This window comes from Patulibacter minatonensis DSM 18081, assembly GCF_000519325.1.
GTDB lineage: Bacteria > Actinomycetota > Thermoleophilia > Solirubrobacterales > Solirubrobacteraceae > Patulibacter > Patulibacter minatonensis.
Window position 1 is genome coordinate 1,378,053 of record NZ_KI912613.1, and the last position, 16,725, is coordinate 1,394,777.

Consider the following 16,725-nt stretch of genomic DNA (forward strand, 5'->3'; position numbering starts at 1 on the left):
CTCCGGCGGCCCCCGGCATCGCCGGCGGGGTGGTGAGCGGCGGGCCGCCGGTCCCGGTGCCGGGCATGACCCCGCCCGCGCGACCGGAGGCGGAGCGCTCGATCAGGCGGTTCAGGGCCGCCAGGCGCGGACGCGTGGTGCGGCGTGCGCCGGGTCCGGGTGCCGGACCCATGCGGCGGAGCGGCACGGCTCCCGACGGGGTCCGGTCGGCGCCGGTCGACGCGTCCCGCTCGGGCGGGGCTCCGTCGTCGGGCTCCCGGTCCGTCCCGGCCTGCTCCGCCCGGGCGCCGCGAGCGCCCGCCCGGTCCGGGTCGGCCGTCCGGCGGTCGACCTCGGCCTGCTCCGCCCGCGCCGCCGCGTCCGCCTCGGCCTTCCGCTTGCGCTCGGCCTCTGCCTGCGCGGCGCGCTCCCGGTCCTGTTCGGCCGCCTTCGCCTGCGCCGCCGCGTCCGCCTCGGCCTTCCGCTTGCGCTCGATCTCGGCCTGCGCGGCCCGTTCCCGGTCCTGCTCGGCCCGCTTCGCCCGCGCCGCGGCGTCCTCCGCGGTCTTCCGCTCGCGGTCGGCCCCGGCCTGCGCGACCCGCGCCCGTTCGGCCTCGGCCCTCTCGACCCGCGCCGCGGCGTCCTCCTCCGCCTTCCGCCTGCGGTCCGCCTCGGCTCGCGCGGCCTTCTCGCGGTCCTGCTCGGCCTTCCGCTCGCGGTCGGCGCGGGCCTTCGCGGCCTTCGCGTCCCGAGCGGCGATGCGGCGAGCCTCCTTCTCCCGGGCCTTCTCCGCCTTCGCGCGCTCGGCGGCCTCACGGCGCTCGCGGGCGGCCTCGGCCTTGCGGGCCGCCTCGGCCTCGCGCTCCGCGGCCGCCTTCCGCTCGGCCTCCGCCCGTGCCTGCGGATCGGCCGCGTCGTCCCCCGGCCTCGGCCGCCTCGGCCGCGGACGCTCGTTGCGCGGGATCGACGGGCTCACCGGGGATTCACCAGCACGGACTCGGCGCGGCGGACCACGGGCTTCCAGGGCCAGGAGTCGCCCTCGCCGGGGACCTGGGCGCGGAACGAGAACAGGGTCGGTCGGGTCACCTTCGTGAAGCGATGACGCCACTGCCACCGGCCGCTCGCCGTCGTGCGGACGGCCGCGACCGTGACGTACCTGCCCTTCACGATCGTCTGGATCCGGACGCGGACCCCGGCCTTGGCGGGCCCCGCGCCACGGAGACGACCGGACAGCACCATCAGGCCGCCGGTCCGCAGACGGGTCGGCGAGGGCGAGGCGCTGATCCGGAGGCCCGTGCGCAGGCGGATGCTGCCGGTGACGGTGCCGCTGGAGACGTCGGCGGCGCCGGCCACGGTCCACGCGCCCTCGGGGAGCGTCGGTGCGGCGAAGCGCCCGTCGCGCCCGGACCGCACCGGGGGCAGGGTGACGGTCTTCGGCGTGGCCGCCCCGGTCTGCGTCCGCGAGAGCCGGACCGTGACGCCGGCCAGCGGCGCGCCACCGAGGGTCCGCAGGTACCCCTTCGGCTGCCGGCGTCCGTCCTTCGTCGTCGCGCCCTGGAAGCTCAGGCGGGCCGTCGCACCCGGGGGCGTGTCGGACGAGGAGACGGGGATCGCGACCGATCCGGCGGGGGCGGGACCCGGATCGCGACTGCCGTCCTTGGCGACGACGAACGGGACGGGACCCCACGCGGACGTGTTGCCGGCGGCGTCGACGACCGTCCCGCTGACGACGTGGTCGCCACGGCGCAGCGGGCCGGTGTCGACGCCGAACGTCGTCGAGCGGGACCCGGGGCACGGCTGTGCCAGCACGAACGGGGCCTGGCAGGTCCCGCCGCCCTGGACCACGGCGGAGCGCCCGCCGTCGACGTTGCCGGTGATCGCCTGCACCCCGCCGCCGACGTCCGAGCCGGTGACGACCACGGACCGCGCGACGCGGTCGTCGTCCTTGATCGTGCCGCCGACGGACCCCGACGTCGGGACCTGCATGTCCTCGAGGACGACCCGCGAGCGCGCGAGCGTCGCCTGCGCGGACGGGGTGGCGCTCGGGCACGCGTCCTGCGCGCACCCGGCGGACAGGACGATGCCGCCGAACGAGGTCCCGGTGCCGGTCAGCGGCACCGCCGGGTCCCCCACGGTGCACGTCGACGCGAACGGCCCGCCCCCGGAGCACGCCGGCCCGAGCGTGCCGGCCGCGTCGACCGACGACACCGAGGCCGCGTAGCCCGACGCGAACAGGCCGCCGACGGTGGCCCGCAGCGTGCGCGCGAGCTCGTACTCCGTGATCCGGGTCCCGGGGGGCGCGGTGAAGGTGAGCGTGCCCGCCGCCCGCGCGTTGCCCTGGCCGGCGGGGACCTCCGCCCGCATCCCCCCGGCGCAGTCGCTGGACGCCGACGCCCCGGGGCCGGTGGCGCCCGCGACCCAGGCGGTGCCGGGCTGCGGCTCGCCGGACGGTCCCTGGCAGGACCAGACCGTGTAGGGCGCGGCGGACGCCGGCACGGCGAGCAGCGCGCCGGGGACCAGCACGAGCAGCGCGAGCAGGGAAAGCAGCGCTCCCGCGCGCGCGGGAGCGGTGAGACGAGATGGTGCGAACGTCACGACGCGCCATGGTACGGCCGCGGGCGGTCCTCCGGGGACGGTTCTCGTCGTGGTCGCCTGCTCGGACCGGGGCGCGGGGCGGCGGCGCACGGCCCCCGGCGTGGGGCGAGAGAGGCGAGAACGCCCCGCACGGACCGGGATACCGTTCCTGCGCGGCCAGCGTTGTGTGCGCGAAGCCGTCCCGTCCCCGTGCGTCGCCGCGCCACCGACCGCGGCGACGCACGAGCCACTTCGCGTTCCCCGCCGGCTACTTCGCCAGCCCCGCCTGCCGCAGCACCGGGGCGAGCTCCTTCGTCGCGGCGCTGGAGAAGGTCAGGTGGATCGCCGTCGGCTCGCGGACCCACGCGATCAGGTCCAGCGCCTGCAGCCGGCTCAGGGTCCACTGGAACAGCTGGGCGGTGTCGCCCTTCGGGTAGGACCGCGAGATGTCCATCGCCCAGCCCGTCGTGTGCTGCGACAGCGCCTTCGTGGCCTGGACGTTCTCCGCGCCGAGCATCGCCTGGTAGTCCTTGTCGCGCACCGAGCTGGTGACCACGAGCTTCGTCGCCGGCTTCGCGTCGCCGTTCAGCGCCTTCACGGCCGCGCCGATCGTCAGCAGGCCCGCGAGGGCCCCGGGCCGCAGGGCGCGGTAGCGGCGCTTGTTCTGCTTCAGCCGTGGCGCGAGCTCGCCCATCGCCGGGTCGATCGCCATCCCGTTGGCCTTCATGGCCGCGCGCGGCAGCCCCTCGACCGCGCCCGAGCGCTCGGCGTCCGCCAGGTCGGAGGGGTCGTCGAACGTCGTCGTGGACTCCACCGGGTGCAGGACGTCCTCGCTGGACGCCTTGCGGTTCTGCAGCTCGTTCTCACGGACCAGTGCGGGCCGATCGTCGCGGTAGAGCTTCATGATCCGCTCGGCCGCACCGACCCGCCACAGGTAGGTCGTGGAGTCGTCGGAGAGCTTCAGCGCCTGCGCCATCGCGTCGGGCGTCCGCCGCGGGTCGATCGAGAAGTACATCCGCGCGTACGACGTCGTCCCCTGCCCGACGGCGGTCATCAGGTTCTGCAGGTTGCCGACGCCCATGTGGTAGCTGGCGACCGCCAGGTCGTCGCGGTCGTCGAGCTTCCCGCGGGCGAAGTCCAGGTACTTCGCGGTCGCCCGCAGCGACTTCTCGGGGTCGAACCGCTCGTCGATCCGTGCGCGGGCGGCCCGCAGGCGGTCGGCCTCCGTCGTGCGGTTCCGCCGCGTCTCCCGCGCGATCCTCCCGGTCAGCGCCTTCGAGCGGGCGAGGTCGACCTTCATCCCGAGCAGCTGGGTCCCGGTGCCCGCGACGATCTGCGTCAGCCCGGCGGCGCCGGCGATGTCGCCCGACGCGAGGACCTCGGGCCGCCCGGCGCTCTCCAGGTAGACGATCCCCTCGAGGACGTCCGGGTCCTCGTCGGTGTCCTTCGCGACCTTCTCGATCAACGGCCGGAACGCCGCGACGCGCTGCGCCGACGCGACCGCACCCCCGGGCACGAGCCGGTACAGCGGGTTCGCGAAGCCGGCCTCCGCGCGGCGGGTCAGGTCGGCCTCCTGCTTCTCGGGGTCGGCGCGCAGGATCCTCAGCGCGGTGCGGCCGAGCGGCGACGTCGAGCCCGGGTCGGCGGGGACCACGGCCCGCTTCTCGGCGTCGTCGCCGTTCCCGCCGCACGACGAGATCAGGAGGACGAGCGCCAGGAGGACGGCGAGGATGCCCGCGATGACGAGCCACGGCGGGTCGCGGCGGACACCGCCGGAGACGCCGTGCGGCCGGGGGCGGCGCCGGCGCGCAGGGCCGGACGACCCGGCCGGACCGGCCGGGCGCCTGCGCGGGGAGGATCGTGTCCGGGCGGGCCGGGGGAGGCGGTCGGGCACGCGGCGCATCGTCGCACGACCCTCGTGACCGATGCTCCGGCCCGACGCCTGTACCGCGCAACCTTCGCCCGGTAGTTTCCAGGGCAACGAGCGGGTGCCGGTCCGGGCGCCCGCGCCACGGAAGGACGTCCCCGATGCAGGCCACGCTGATCCACGGAGCCCGCGACATCCGCCTCGAGCAGGTGCCCGACGCGACGATCCTCGAGCCGACCGACGCGATCGTGAAGGTCGTCGCCGCCTGCGTCTGCGGGTCGGACCTGTGGCCCTATCGCGGGGTCAAGCCGACCGACGAGCCGACCCGCATCGGGCACGAGCTCGTCGGCATCGTCGAGGAGGTCGGCGCCGACGTGACGACGGTCCGGCCGGGCCAGTTCGTGATCGCCCCGTTCGTCTACAGCGACGGCTCGTGCGTCCACTGCCGGAACGGGATCCAGACGTCCTGCCGCGCCGGCGGCGTGTTCGGGGCCGGGCCCTCGCGGAGCACCGGTCGGCCGGTCGACGGCTGCCAGGCCGAGTACACGACGATCCCGTTCGCGGACGGCACGCTCGTCGCCACGGACGAGGTCCCCGACGCCGCGCTGATCCCGAGCCTCCTGACGCTCTCCGACGTCATGGCGACCGGGCACCACGCCGCGATCGCGGCCCGCGTGGAGGCGGGTTCGACCGTCGCGGTCGTCGGTGACGGCGCCGTCGGGCTCTCCGGCGTCCTCGCCGCCCGCCGCCTCGGCGCGGAGCGGATCGTCGCGTTCTCCCGGCACGCCGACCGCCAGGCGATCGCCCGCGAGTTCGGGGCGACCGACGTGATCGAGGCCCGCGGCAAGGACGGCGCCAAGGAGCTCAAGGAGCTGCTCGGCGGGCTCGGGGCCGACGCGGTCCTCGAGTGCGTCGGCACGGAGGAGTCGATGGTCCAGGCCCTCGCGTCCGCCCGGCCGGGCGGCATGGTCGGCTTCGTCGGCGTGCCCCACGGCGACGGCGGCGCCTCGCTCCAGCGCATGTTCGGCAACAACATCGGGATCGCCGGCGGGGTCGCCCCGGCCCGCGCCTACATCCCGGAGCTGCTCACCGACGTCCTCGACGGCACCATCGAGCCGGGGAAGGTCTTCGACCGCGAGTTCGCGCTCGCCGACGTCGCCGACGCCTACGTGGCGATGGACGAGCGCACGGCGATCAAGTCGCTGCTGCGGCCGTAGCCCCGACGAGCGGGGCGTCGGCCCCGCGGGTCACGGACGGTGCAGCTCCGCGTGCGCGCCGCTCGCGACGACCAGCGGCAGCAGGTCGTCTGGGTCGCTCGTGAGGATCACGTCGCCGTCCCCGGCCAGCGCGGCGACGGCGCCGTCCACCACGTCGCGTCCCCCGGTGACCGCGAGGAGCGCGCCCGCGCGTCGGCCCAGGGGTTCGTCGAGGCCGACGACCTCGACCCCGCGGAGAGCCCGGGCGAGCCGGGCCTGCCGTGCGCCGCCCCGCCAGACCTGTCCCACGACCCCGCCGTGGGTCACGACGTCGTCGTCGCGCAGGCGTGCGAGGCGGAGGCGGCCGACGACGTCGCGATCGCCGCGTTCGATGGCGATCAGCGCGCCCGCGTCCAGGACGAGCCTCACGCCGCGGTCCCGCTGGAGGACCCGGGCGCCCGACCGCGCACGACCGCGGCGCCGGCCTGCGCGCGACGCTCGATCGCAGCGAGCTCGGCGTCGTCGAACGCGCCGAACTCGCGCTCGTAGTCGTCGAGGAACTCGTCGAGCGCGAGCAGTCTGCGGTCACGGGCCGCCCGGGCGTGCAGCGCGTCGTTCACCCACGCGCTCAGGGTCGGCGCGCTCCCGGCGTCGACCGCCCGCTGGCCGGCGTCGGCGACCTCCGCGTCGACCGACACCGACAGACGGCGCTTCGTGCTCATGGCCTCATCCTACGATCCTCATACGATCGTGGCAAGATCGGGGTCGAGGGTCCGCGCCGGAGGGCCCGGGTTCAGCAGCGCGGCGGCCGCGAGCCCTCGAGGTCGAGCTTCGCGAGCAGCCGCCGCATCTGGAGCTGCTCGTCCGGCGTCAGCGCGGAGAGCAGCTCCCCGGCCGCCGTCCGGCGGGCCTCGAGCATGTCGTCCAGGCGGCCACGGCCCCGGTCGGTGAGGTGGACCAGCGTCGACCGGCGGTCGTTCGGGTCCGGCCGTCGCTCGACGAGACCGGCCTCCTCCAGCGTGTCGACGAGCGTCGTCACGGTCCGCGGGACGACGTGCATCCGCTCGGCGAGGTCGACCATCCGCATCGGGCGATCGGGGTACCCGAGGGTGCGCAGGGCGCGCGCCGCGGCGGGGGTCAGGCCCAGCGGGGCCAGGAGCTGCCGTGACTGGAAGTGGATCGCGCGGGCCGCGCGGCCGATCAGCTCGCCGAGCGGCGGGGGCTCTGCGGTGTCCGGGACCCCGTCGTCGGCGCGGGGGCCGGCAGCGGTCGCGGGATCAGCCATGAGGGAAGCCTACCACCGATGCTGTGGTCAACACATTGTGAGTCTACCTCCGCATCTGATAAAGTGCTGAGCACACCTCACAAAGACGCCAGGGCCGCCCCGATGACGAGCCCCCCGCGACGAAGGAGTCGATCGCGATGTCCCGCACCACACCGAGCACCCCCACCACCTCCCCACAGGTCGTCGAGATCGAGTCCGGTCCGACGACCGGCCCTCCCCGCCCTCCCGTCCCTCCGACCGGGGGCACCGGCGGCGACCGGCCGGGCGACGACGACCACCGTCCTCGCCGCGGCACCGGCGACGCCCTCGACCTCAAGCGGATCGTCCGCCTGTTCCGTCCGTACCGGAAGCGCGTCGGAGCGGTCGCCGGCCTGATCGCCCTTTCCGCGGTCCTCGGCCTGGCGCAGCCGTTCCTGCTGCGTGACGTCGTCGACCACGCGCTGCCGGACCGCGACACGAGCCTCCTGACGATCCTCGTCGCCGGGATGATCGGCGCGGCGATGGTCGGCGCCGTCCTCGACGTCGGCCAGACGTGGCTCAGCAACACGATCGGCCAGCGGGTCATGCACGACCTGCGCACGTCGGTCTACGACCACCTGCAGAAGATGTCGCTCGCGTTCTTCACGAAGACGCGCAGCGGCGAGGTCCAGTCCCGCATCGCCAACGACATCGGCGGCATGCAGGGCGTCGTGACCTCGACGGTGACCAGCTTCGTCTCGTCCTTCACGACGGTCGCCGCGACGCTGACGGCGATGATCTTCCTCGACTGGCGCCTGGCGCTGGCCACGCTGATCGTCGTCCCGTTCTTCGTCTGGCTCAGCCGCACCGTCGGCAAGGCCCGCCGCCGCATCGTCACCCAGCGCCAGAAGCGGCTGGCCGACATGTCGGCGATCGTCGAGGAGTCCCTCTCGATCTCGGGCATCGTCCTGACCCGCACGATGGGGCGCTCCGGCGACCTCGTGAAGCGCTTCGCCGGGTCGTCCGACACCGTCGCCGACCTCGAGGTCCGCTCCGCGATGGCCGGCCGCTGGCGCATGTCGACGGTCCAGATCGCGTTCGCCACCATGCCGGCGCTCGTCTACTGGATCGCCGGCTACACCTCGGCGCACGGCGGGTCGTTCGTCACGATCGGCACCCTGGTCGCGTTCACGACGCTGCAGACCCGGCTCCTCATGCCGATGGTCACGCTGCTGCGCCTGGGCGTCGAGATCCAGACCTCGCTGGCGCTCTTCACCCGCGTCTTCGAGTACCTCGACACCCCGATCGACGTGGTCGACCCGGAGAAGCCCGTCCGCCTGGACCCGAGGACGGCCCGCGGCGAGGTCGCCTTCGAGCACGTCTCGTTCTCCTACGACGAGCGCTCCGGGAAGACCCTGGACGACGTCGACCTGACCGTCCCCGCCGGCGGCACGCTGGCGATCGTCGGGGAGACCGGGTCGGGCAAGACGACGCTCGGCTACCTCGTCGCCCGCATGTACGACGTGGGGGAGGGCCGCGTCACGATCGACGGCGTCGACGTTCGCGACCTCTCGCTCGACGACCGCGCCGGCCTCGTCGGCGTCGTCGCGCAGGAGACGTACCTGCTGCACAGCTCGATCGCCGAGAACCTGCGCTTCGCGAAGCCCGACGCGACGGACCAGGAGCTCGAGGACGCCGCCCGCGCCGCCCAGATCCACGACCTGATCGACCGGCTGCCCGACGGCTACGACACCGTCGTCGGAGAGCGCGGGTACCGGTTCTCCGGCGGCGAGAAGCAGCGCCTGGCGATCGCGCGGGCGATGCTCCGCAACCCGCCGGTGCTGATCCTCGACGAGGCGACGAGCGCGCTGGACACCCGCACGGAGCACGCGGTGCAGGAGGCCCTGGAGCGCCTGTCGGAGAACCGCACCACGATCGCGATCGCGCACCGCCTCTCGACCGTCCGCGACGCCGACCGGATCGTCGTCCTCGACCGCGGCCGGATCGTCGAGCAGGGCACCCACGACGACCTGCTCGCGGCAGGCGGACACTACGCGGCGCTCGTCGAGCGCGACCGCGAGGGGCAGACGCTCCCGGCCTGAGGTCTCAAGGAGCGCTGCCGGCCGGTCGATGGGACGGGTATGCGTGACGTCCCGGTCGCCCCACCCCGTCCCCACGGCCGCCGGCGGCGGTTCCTCGTCACGGCTCCGCGGATGCGGGTCCTCCTCCTCGCCGGCCTGGCGACCCTCGGCCTGGCCGTGCCGGCGTCCGCGCTCGCCGAGCCCGGGCCGCTCGCCGCGTGGGACGGCCACCCGGCGGACACCCGCGAGCCGTACCCGCAGGACGGGATGGTGCTGCCGACCGACACCGTGGTCGCGCCGCCGACCGCGGACTTCGTGCCGAGCACCGCCGGACCGGTCCCGCAGCAGCTCGGCTGGCGGTACACCGCGCCCGGCGTCGCCTACGGGCTCCTGCACTGGTGGGCGACGCGCGAGGGGCAGGCCGGGGGCGTGACGGTCACCTACCTGAACCTGCAGACGGGCTGGCGGTACTCGACGACGACCGACGTCCTCGGGCGCTACCGGCTGCGCGTGCCCGACGGCAGCTACGACGTGACCTACGCGGACCCGCGGCTCCCCTACGGCGTCGCGCCGACGCCGGGGAAGGACCGTCCGGACTACCGCGGGACGCCGATCTGGGACGGCGGCCTGGCCCAGGGCACCTTCGACAGCGTGGTCCCGACGCCCCGGTACAGCTGCACCGGCATCGACGGCGACGTCGTCGCGGGCGTCGACGGGTGGGCGCCCGGTGCCGACCCCGCCGCCACGCCGTGCCCGCACCTCGGGACCGTCGTGCTCGGGGACGACAGCGCCACGAGCATGCAGTTCATGATCGCTCTCTCCACCTCGATGCGGGAGTGGGGCCTGACCGGGCGCGACCCGCTGCCGCCCTCGAAGATCGCGGAGACGCCGTGGAAGACCTCCGTCGCGGCCGCGACGCCGGGCGTGCCGGCGGCGAAGGCGCAGGCGACCCCGCGGTTCTCCAGCGGCTTCCGGGCGTCGCGCCGAGGCGTCCTGTCGGTGCGCGTCCGCTGCCCGGCGGGCGCGCGGTGCGCCGGCCGGGTGAGCCTCGTCGCCCGGTCGGCGACGCGCAGCGCCGCGACGGCCCGGACGACGCTGGCCCGTGGCACCGTCCGCCCGGGCACGCGCACCGTCCGCCTCCGCCTGACGGGTGCCGGTCGCCGGGCGACCCGGCGCGGTGCGGCGTCCGTCGTGCTCGTGTGGGCGCCGACCGGCGGCGTGGCCGTCACCGCGGCTGCGGGACGCCTGCGGTCCGCCCGCTGACCGGGCCGGCGGCACGACGGATCGGCCGCCGCGGACGGGCCGCCGCCACCGCACGGCGGGAGTGCAGGAGGATCGTCCTCCGCGCAACGACCTCCGCGGCGTGCGCGGGACCTCTGCGACAATCGGGCCGTGCGTCGCCTCGCGATCCTCGCCGCCTGCTCCGCGCTCGCGCTGCCGTTGACGGCGTGCGGGGGCGACGAGATCGACGTCGCCGACTCGGGGGTCCCGCCGGCCGAGGCCGCCGCACCCGCCGCCGCCGCGACCACCGACGCGGTCGCCGCGACCCGCGCCGCCGAGCGCATCCCGAAGTCCCGCCTCGCGTACCCCACCGCGGTCGCCCCGCGCAGCAGGCCCCGCGGCCTCCTGTTCGTCATCCACGGCGGCGGATGGGGGCCGAGCACGAACGCCTCGATCAAGGAGGCGGCCGCCTGGGGCACCGGGTACCAGAAGCAGGGCTGGGCCGCGTACACGATCTCGATGCACAGCGGTCCGGCCGGCATCGAGGACGCCGTCGCGGCCTACGACCGCAACCGCAGGCGGTTCGGCCCGAAGGTCCCGTTCTGCGCGATCGGGGCGTCCAGCGGCGGCAACGTCGCGCTGATGCTCGCCGCCCGCAGGCCCGCGATGCGCTGCGTGATCGCCAACGCGCCGCCGACGGACCTCGCCCGGCTCTACCGCGAGTCGCCCGGCAACCGCAACAGCCTGGCCCGGCTGTTCCCCGGCCGCCTGATGCAGAAGTACAGCCCGATCCGGTTCGAGAACGCGATCAAGGCCCGCCTCTTCCTCACCGTCGCGGCGAACGACACCGACGTCCCGCCGAACCAGGGCACGAACTTCTACCGGGTCCACAAGCAGCGGACGACGCTCACGATCCTGCCGCCGGGCGACGAGTTCTGGACCCACTCGAACGTCGACGCCGACGCGCTCGACGCGACGTTCCCGAAGATCGACGCGCTGCTGGACTCCGTGGCGCGCGCCGCCGGTCGCTGAAGCGGTCGCCGGCGGGGGCCGTCGGCATCCGGTGGGTCCGCGGAGGACGTCGCCCGGCCGCCCGACGGCCCCGATCCGCGGGACGCCACCGACCCCGCAACGCCTCTGTGACAGGCTGTCGACAGCGTCCCGCTACGCTTCATGCACCTCCCGTCCTACCGACGGTACGAAATCGCACCGGAGCCCCGCATGCCCGAAGCCAAGACCGCCCGCCGCGTCGCCATCGTCGGCGGCAACCGCATCCCGTTCGCCCGTTCCAACGGCGCCTACGCCACGGCGTCCAACAGCGACATGCTCGCCGCCGCGCTCGACGGCCTGGTGGAGCGCTTCGACCTCCAGGGCGAGAAGCTCGGCGAGGTCGCCGCCGGTGCCGTCCTCAAGCACGCCCGCGACTTCAGCATGACCCGCGAGGTCGTCCTCGGCTCGAAGCTCGACCGCGGCACCCCGGCCGTCGACATCACGCAGGCGTGCGGCACCGGCCTGCAGGCGACGATCTACATCGCCAACAAGATCGCCCTCGGGCAGATCGAGTCGGGCATCGCCGGCGGCGTGGACACGACGTCCGACGCCCCGATCGCGATCAGCGAGAAGCTCCGCAAGAAGCTCATGCTCGTCAACCAGGCGAAGACGGGCGCGGACCGCGTCAAGGCGCTCCTGAAGATCCGCCCGGGCGACATCGGCCTCGACGTGCCCGCCAACCGCGAGGCCCGCACCGGCCTCTCGATGGGCGAGCACCAGGCGATCACCGGCAAGGAGTGGGGCATCACCCGCGAGGCGCAGGACGAGCTGACCGTCGCGTCGCACCAGCACCTCGCCGCCGCCTACGAGCGCGGCTTCTTCGACGACCTGATCACGCCCTTCCAGGGCCTCGAGCGCGACAACAACCTGCGCCCCGACAGCTCGCTCGAGAAGCTGGCCAAGCTGAAGCCCGTCTTCGGCGGCCCCGACGGCACGATGACCGCCGCGAACTCGACGCCGCTGTCCGACGGCGCGTCGACCGTGCTGCTCGCCTCCGAGGAGTACGCGAAGGAGCACGGCCTGCCGATCCTCGCGTACTTCGTGGACGCGCAGACCGAGGGCGTCTCGTACGTCAAGGGCGAGGAGGGCCTCCTGATGGCCCCCGCCTACGCCGTGCCGAAGCTCCTGGACCGCAACGGCCTGACGTTCGCCGACTTCGACTTCTTCGAGATCCACGAGGCCTTCGCCTCCCAGGTCCTCTCGACGCTGAAGGCGTGGGAGGACCCGACCTTCAACAAGGTCAAGCTCGGCCGCGACACGCCGCTCGGCGCGATCGACCGCAGCAAGCTGAACGTCAACGGCGGCTCGCTCGCCGCGGCGCACCCGTTCGCCGCGACCGGCGGCCGCATCGTCGCCAGCCTCGCGAAGGAGCTCTCCGAGAAGGGCTCCGGCCGCGGGCTGATCTCGATCTGCGCCGCCGGCGGGATCGGCGTCACCGCGATCGTCGAGGCAGCCTGATGTCCGTCCGTCACGCCGATCCCCTGATGGCACCCCCGAACCCGCCCTTCGTCACCGCGATCGTCGAGGCAGCCTGATGTCCGTCCGTCACGCCGATCCCCTGATGGCACCCCCGAACCCGCCCTTCGTCACCGCCATCGTCGAAGCCGCGTAAGGAGACCCCCCATGTCCGACACGTACCTGAAGTTCGCCAACTCCTTCGTGGGCAAGCAGCTCGCGCCCCGGCTCGGCCTGCCGCAGCCGCCCGTCCTGAAGCGCTACGTCCCCGGCCAGAAGGCCGTCGACGGCGCCGTCCTCGTCGGCCAGGCGGAGGGCGGGCGCCTCGCGACCGCGATCGCCGGGGTGCTGAAGAGCGCCGACGCCGACGTCTGGACCGCCGAGGGCCCGCTGCGCGACGCCGCCGGCGCGCTGGACCTCACGCCGAAGATCTACGCCCCGGAGACCGCGGGCGACCAGCGCTTCCAGGCGCTCGTCCTCGACGCGACGGGCATCGCGCACCCCGACGAGCTGCAGGCGCTGCACGCGTTCTTCCAGCCCGTCGCGCGCAAGCTGCGCCCGTCCGGCCGCCTGCTCGTCCTGGGCACCCCGCCGGAGTCGCTGACCGCCGGCGGCCGCGTGTCGCAGCGCGCGCTGGAGGGCTTCACGCGCTCGGCCGGCAAGGAGCTCGGCAAGGGCGCGACGTCGAACCTGATCTACGTCGCCGAGGGCGCCGAGGACCAGATCGAGTCGACGCTGCGGTTCTTCCTCTCGCCCAAGTCGGCCTTCGTCTCCGGCCAGGTCGTCCGCATCGGCGTCGGCGCCGGCAAGACCGCGAAGGTGGAGATCGACTGGGAGAAGCCGCTGGCCGGCAAGGTCGCGCTCGTCACCGGCGCCTCGCGCGGCATCGGCGAGGCCATCGCCGAGACGCTCGCCCGCGACGGCGCGCACGTCGTCGGCCTCGACATCGAGCCGCTCGCCGCCGACCTGAAGACCGTCACCGACCGCATCGGCGGCTCGGCGATCACGCTCGACGTCACCGCCGACGACGCGCCGGAGCAGCTCGCGAAGCAGCTGAAGGCCGACCACGGCGGTGTCGACATCGTCGTCCACAACGCCGGCATCACGCGCGACAAGCGCCTGGCGAACATGAAGCCCGAGACCTGGGACCAGGTCATCGCGGTCAACCTGATCGCGCCGGACAAGATCACGCTCGCGCTGCTGAAGGGCAAGGTCCTCAACCGCGGCGGCCGGATCGTCGGCGTCGCCTCGATCGCGGGCATCGCCGGCAACAACGGCCAGACGAACTACGCGACCTCGAAGGCCGGCGTCATCGGGCTCGTCGACGCGTTCTCCGCCGACATCGCCGCGGCGGGCGGCACGATCAACGCCGTCGCCCCGGGGTTCATCGAGACGCAGATGACCGCGGCGATCCCGCTCGGCATCCGCGAGGCCGGCCGGCGCCTGTCCTCGCTCGGCCAGGGTGGCCTGCCGATCGACGTCGCCGAGACGATCGCCTGGTACGCCTCCGCCGGCTCCGGCGCGGTGCAGGGCAACGTCGTCCGCGTCTGCGGCCAGAGCCTCATCGGCGCATGACCGTCACGCGCGAGCTCAAGTCGATCCCGAAGGCCGCGCCGCTGTACGGCCGCGCGGCGCTGCCGATGCTCCCCTTCGCGTCGCGCCTGCCGTTCGTGGCCGGCAGCACGAAGGAGATCCCGGACGTCGACCTCGTCGTCCCCGAGGTCCGCGTCGACGCGAAGAACCTCGCGGCGTACCGCGAGGTCACGGGATTCCTCCAGCAGGACCGCCTGCCGGTGACCTACGGCTTCGCGCTGGCGTTCCCGCTGCACATGGCGCTGATGACCGGGGGCGACTTCCCGTTCCCGGCCGTCGGCTTGGTGCACCTGCGCAACCGGATCGTGCACCACCGCCCGATCGCGCCCGACGAGGCGCTGCGGGTGTCGGTGCACGGCTCGCCGCTGCAGCCGCACCCGAAGGGCCGCACGTTCGTGGTCCGGACCGAGCTGTCCGTCGGGACCGAGGTCGTCTGGACCTGCGAGTCGACGTTCTTCAAGCGCGGGAAGGGCGACGGGTCCAAGGACGACGCGCCCGACCCGATCGACGCGGTCGCGGTCGACCTCGCGACGCTGCAGACCACGCAGTGGGAGCTCCCCGAGGACCTGGGCCGGCGGTTCGCCCGGATCGGCGGCGACATCAACCCGATCCACCTGCACCCGCTGACGGCGAAGGCGTTCGGGTTCCCGCGCCACATCGCCCACGGCATGTGGACGAAGGCCCGCTCGCTCGCGGCGATCGAGGACCTGCTGCCCGACGCGTACGCGGTCGAGGTCCGGTTCCAGAAGCCGGTGTTCCTGCCGGGCACCGTCGAGTTCGGCAGCGTGCAGGCCGACGACGGACGGATCGGCTTCGCGCTGCAGGACGCGAAGAAGCAGGTCCCGCACCTGCGCGGGCTCGTCTCGCCGAGCTGAGCGGAGGACGGCCCTCGGGCCGTCCCGCCTGCGACTCCCCGTTCACCCGCTCGCGGGTGTCGCGGTCCCACTAGCATCGGGCGCAGCTCCCGATCGTCGTACCACGGCGACCGGGGACCTGCGCCCGATGTCCTCCCGTTCCACCCAGACCGCGATCGCCGACGCCCCGGACCCGGGTCCACCCCCGGTCGCCGACGACTGGTCCCCGCGCTCGTGGCGGACGCCGATCACGCGGCTCCTGACCGATTTCGTCGTCGTGATCGTCGCGGTCGCGCTCGCATCCGCCGCCCGGAACCGCGCACCGACCTGGTACGACGCCGTCTTCGCGGTGTCGCTCGTCACCGTGATGGCGCTCCGCGGCGGCTACGCCCGGCCGATCGAGGACTCGATCGTCCGCGTGCTCGTCAAGCACGAGCTCGCCAGCGCCGCGATCGCCAGCAGCATCACCGTCACCGCCCGGGCCGTCCTCGTCGACGAGACCACGAGCTTCGGCGGGCTGCTCGTCACGTTCGCGGTCGGCATCATCGCGCTCGCGCTGTCCAGGTTCTTCACGACGCTCTACGACCGCCGGCGCAACCAGTCCGAGAAGGGCGGGTTCCGCGCGCTGATCGTCGGCTCCGGCGAGCTGGCGACGGAGACCGCGGAGCGCCTGGAGCGCCGCCCGCACATCGGTCTGCTCCCGATCGGCTGCCTCGACGACGTCGCGACGGGTGCCCCACGCGGGGCGGCGGCCGACGGCCTGCCGGTCCTCGGCGGCCTGCGGGACGTCGAGGAGGTCGCGCGGCTGAACCGCGTCGACGCGGTGATCATCTCCGACATGCACTCCGACGACGGCGACGCCCGGCTGGCGGAGCTCGTCGCGAAGGCCCACGAGCTGCAGCTGACCGTCTTCGTCGTCCCGCGGTTCCCGGAGAGCGTCAACGCCCGCACCCGCAGGCACCGCCTCGGGGCGTTCCCGGTCGACGAGCTGCGGCCGGTCGATCCGCGGGCACCCGCGTTCCGCCTGAAGTACGCGATCGACCGCGCGATCGGCATCACGATCGTCCTCGGGCTCGCGCCGATGATGCTGCTGCTGGCGCTCGGCGTCCGGCTCTCGGGGCCGGGCCCGATCCTCTACCGCCAGCGCCGCGTCGGGCTGGACGGCCACGAGTTCGACATCCTGAAGTTCCGCTCGATGCGGGAGGCCACGCCCGAGGAGCTCGCGTGGAAGCCGGAGGAGGGCTCCGCCCCGGGCGGCGTCGAGGGCGTGGACCGCCGCACGCCGTTCGGCAAGTTCCTCCGCAGCTCCAACCTCGACGAGCTGCCGCAGCTGATCTCGATCGCCCGCGGCGACATGTGCATCGTCGGCCCCCGCCCGGAGCGCCCGGAGTTCGTCGAGCGCTTCAGCCAGGAGCTGAAGACCTACGACGCCCGGCACCGCGTCAAGGCCGGCCTGACCGGCTGGTCGCAGGTCCACGGCCTGCGCGGCCAGACGTCGATCGCCGAGCGCGCCGCGTGGGACAACTACTACATCGAGAACTGGTCGTTCGCGCTCGACGTCTCGATCGTGCTGCGGACCTTCAAGACCTTCAGCGAGCCGAACGAGTAGCGC

The 16,725-nt window shown here is 74.2% G+C and carries 13 protein-coding genes and 1 pseudogene; 8 read left to right on the plus strand and 6 right to left on the minus strand.

What is annotated here, in order from left to right; genetic code table 11:
• The 3 genes and pseudogenes from PATMI_RS37275 to PATMI_RS0106285 form a co-directional block, all read right to left on the minus strand.
• A pseudogene (locus PATMI_RS37275) lies at window positions 1–955 on the minus strand (hypothetical protein); the annotation flags it as partial.
• Window positions 952–2,574, minus strand: coding sequence for a hypothetical protein (locus PATMI_RS0106280; RefSeq protein WP_026910262.1), 1,623 nt, complete (start codon window positions 2,572–2,574; stop codon window positions 952–954). The pseudogene PATMI_RS37275 and the gene PATMI_RS0106280, both read right to left, overlap by 4 nt.
• Window positions 2,575–2,821: 247 nt before the next feature.
• Window positions 2,822–4,447 (minus strand): DUF5715 family protein, encoded by a 1,626-nt coding sequence (locus PATMI_RS0106285; protein ID WP_026910263.1) that lies wholly within the window; start codon window positions 4,445–4,447, stop codon window positions 2,822–2,824.
• A gap of 134 nt (window positions 4,448–4,581) precedes the next feature.
• Between PATMI_RS0106285 and PATMI_RS0106290 the strand changes: the two genes are divergently transcribed.
• Window positions 4,582–5,637 carry a zinc-dependent alcohol dehydrogenase family protein gene (locus PATMI_RS0106290; protein ID WP_026910264.1) on the plus strand — a complete coding sequence of 352 codons (1,056 nt, stop codon included), beginning with the start codon at window positions 4,582–4,584 and terminating at the stop codon, window positions 5,635–5,637.
• A gap of 30 nt (window positions 5,638–5,667) precedes the next feature.
• On the opposite strand, the gene PATMI_RS0106295 is transcribed toward PATMI_RS0106290, so the two are convergent.
• The 3 genes from PATMI_RS0106295 to PATMI_RS27900 form a co-directional block, all read right to left on the minus strand.
• The gene (locus tag PATMI_RS0106295) at window positions 5,668–6,045 is read right to left on the minus strand and encodes a PIN domain-containing protein (RefSeq protein ID WP_026910265.1); all 378 of its coding nucleotides are present in this window, start codon (window positions 6,043–6,045) and stop codon (window positions 5,668–5,670) included.
• Window positions 6,042–6,338 carry a hypothetical protein gene (locus PATMI_RS27895; RefSeq protein WP_036725353.1) on the minus strand — a complete coding sequence of 99 codons (297 nt, stop codon included), beginning with the start codon at window positions 6,336–6,338 and terminating at the stop codon, window positions 6,042–6,044. The genes PATMI_RS0106295 and PATMI_RS27895 overlap by 4 nt, the downstream gene beginning before the upstream one ends.
• Window positions 6,339–6,409: 71 nt before the next feature.
• Window positions 6,410–6,901, minus strand: a complete 492-nt coding sequence (locus tag PATMI_RS27900) for a MarR family winged helix-turn-helix transcriptional regulator (RefSeq protein ID WP_051471125.1) — start codon at window positions 6,899–6,901, stop codon at window positions 6,410–6,412.
• 137 nt (window positions 6,902–7,038) lie between these two features.
• Between PATMI_RS27900 and PATMI_RS27905 the strand changes: the two genes are divergently transcribed.
• The 7 genes from PATMI_RS27905 to PATMI_RS0106340 all read left to right on the plus strand — a co-directional run bounded on the left by PATMI_RS27905 (window position 7,039) and on the right by PATMI_RS0106340 (window position 16,722).
• Entirely contained in the window at window positions 7,039–8,961 is a 1,923-nt protein-coding gene (locus tag PATMI_RS27905) for an ABC transporter ATP-binding protein (RefSeq protein WP_084269732.1), read from the plus strand.
• A gap of 39 nt (window positions 8,962–9,000) precedes the next feature.
• The gene (locus tag PATMI_RS0106315; RefSeq protein ID WP_026910266.1) at window positions 9,001–10,203 is read left to right on the plus strand and encodes a carboxypeptidase-like regulatory domain-containing protein; all 1,203 of its coding nucleotides are present in this window, start codon (window positions 9,001–9,003) and stop codon (window positions 10,201–10,203) included.
• A gap of 129 nt (window positions 10,204–10,332) precedes the next feature.
• Complete coding sequence (locus tag PATMI_RS0106320; protein ID WP_026910267.1) at window positions 10,333–11,193, plus strand: alpha/beta hydrolase family protein; 861 nt, start codon at window positions 10,333–10,335, stop codon at window positions 11,191–11,193.
• Window positions 11,194–11,334: 141 nt separating this feature from the next.
• Window positions 11,335–12,669 carry an acetyl-CoA C-acetyltransferase gene (locus PATMI_RS0106325; protein ID WP_425415943.1) on the plus strand — a complete coding sequence of 445 codons (1,335 nt, stop codon included), beginning with the start codon at window positions 11,335–11,337 and terminating at the stop codon, window positions 12,667–12,669.
• Between the two features lie 165 nt (window positions 12,670–12,834).
• On the plus strand, window positions 12,835–14,241 hold the full coding sequence (locus PATMI_RS0106330) for a 3-oxoacyl-ACP reductase (RefSeq protein WP_026910269.1): 1,407 nt from the start codon (window positions 12,835–12,837) through the stop codon (window positions 14,239–14,241).
• Complete coding sequence (locus PATMI_RS0106335) at window positions 14,238–15,134, plus strand: MaoC family dehydratase (protein WP_026910270.1); 897 nt, start codon at window positions 14,238–14,240, stop codon at window positions 15,132–15,134. Before PATMI_RS0106330 ends, PATMI_RS0106335 begins: the two co-directional genes overlap by 4 nt.
• 127 nt (window positions 15,135–15,261) lie before the next feature.
• Window positions 15,262–16,722: a sugar transferase gene (locus PATMI_RS0106340; RefSeq protein WP_051471126.1), complete on the plus strand. Its 1,461-nt coding sequence runs from the start codon at window positions 15,262–15,264 to the stop codon at window positions 16,720–16,722.
• Window positions 16,723–16,725: the final 3 nt, after the last annotated feature.

Excerpts from the sequence above, each read along its gene's own strand:
- PATMI_RS0106340 (WP_051471126.1), top strand. The coding sequence starts at position 15,262 with ATGTCCTCCCGTTCCACCCAGACCGCGATCGCCGACGCCCCGGACCCG.
- PATMI_RS27895 (WP_036725353.1), bottom strand. The coding sequence starts at position 6,338 with ATGAGCACGAAGCGCCGTCTGTCGGTGTCGGTCGACGCGGAGGTCGCC.
- PATMI_RS27900 (WP_051471125.1), bottom strand. The coding sequence starts at position 6,901 with ATGGCTGATCCCGCGACCGCTGCCGGCCCCCGCGCCGACGACGGGGTC.
- PATMI_RS27905 (WP_084269732.1), top strand. The coding sequence starts at position 7,039 with ATGTCCCGCACCACACCGAGCACCCCCACCACCTCCCCACAGGTCGTC.
- PATMI_RS0106290 (WP_026910264.1), top strand. The coding sequence starts at position 4,582 with ATGCAGGCCACGCTGATCCACGGAGCCCGCGACATCCGCCTCGAGCAG.
- PATMI_RS0106330 (WP_026910269.1), top strand. The coding sequence starts at position 12,835 with ATGTCCGACACGTACCTGAAGTTCGCCAACTCCTTCGTGGGCAAGCAG.
- PATMI_RS0106325 (WP_425415943.1), top strand. The coding sequence starts at position 11,335 with ATGCACCTCCCGTCCTACCGACGGTACGAAATCGCACCGGAGCCCCGC.
- PATMI_RS0106335 (WP_026910270.1), top strand. The coding sequence starts at position 14,238 with ATGACCGTCACGCGCGAGCTCAAGTCGATCCCGAAGGCCGCGCCGCTG.
- PATMI_RS0106315 (WP_026910266.1), top strand. The coding sequence starts at position 9,001 with ATGCGTGACGTCCCGGTCGCCCCACCCCGTCCCCACGGCCGCCGGCGG.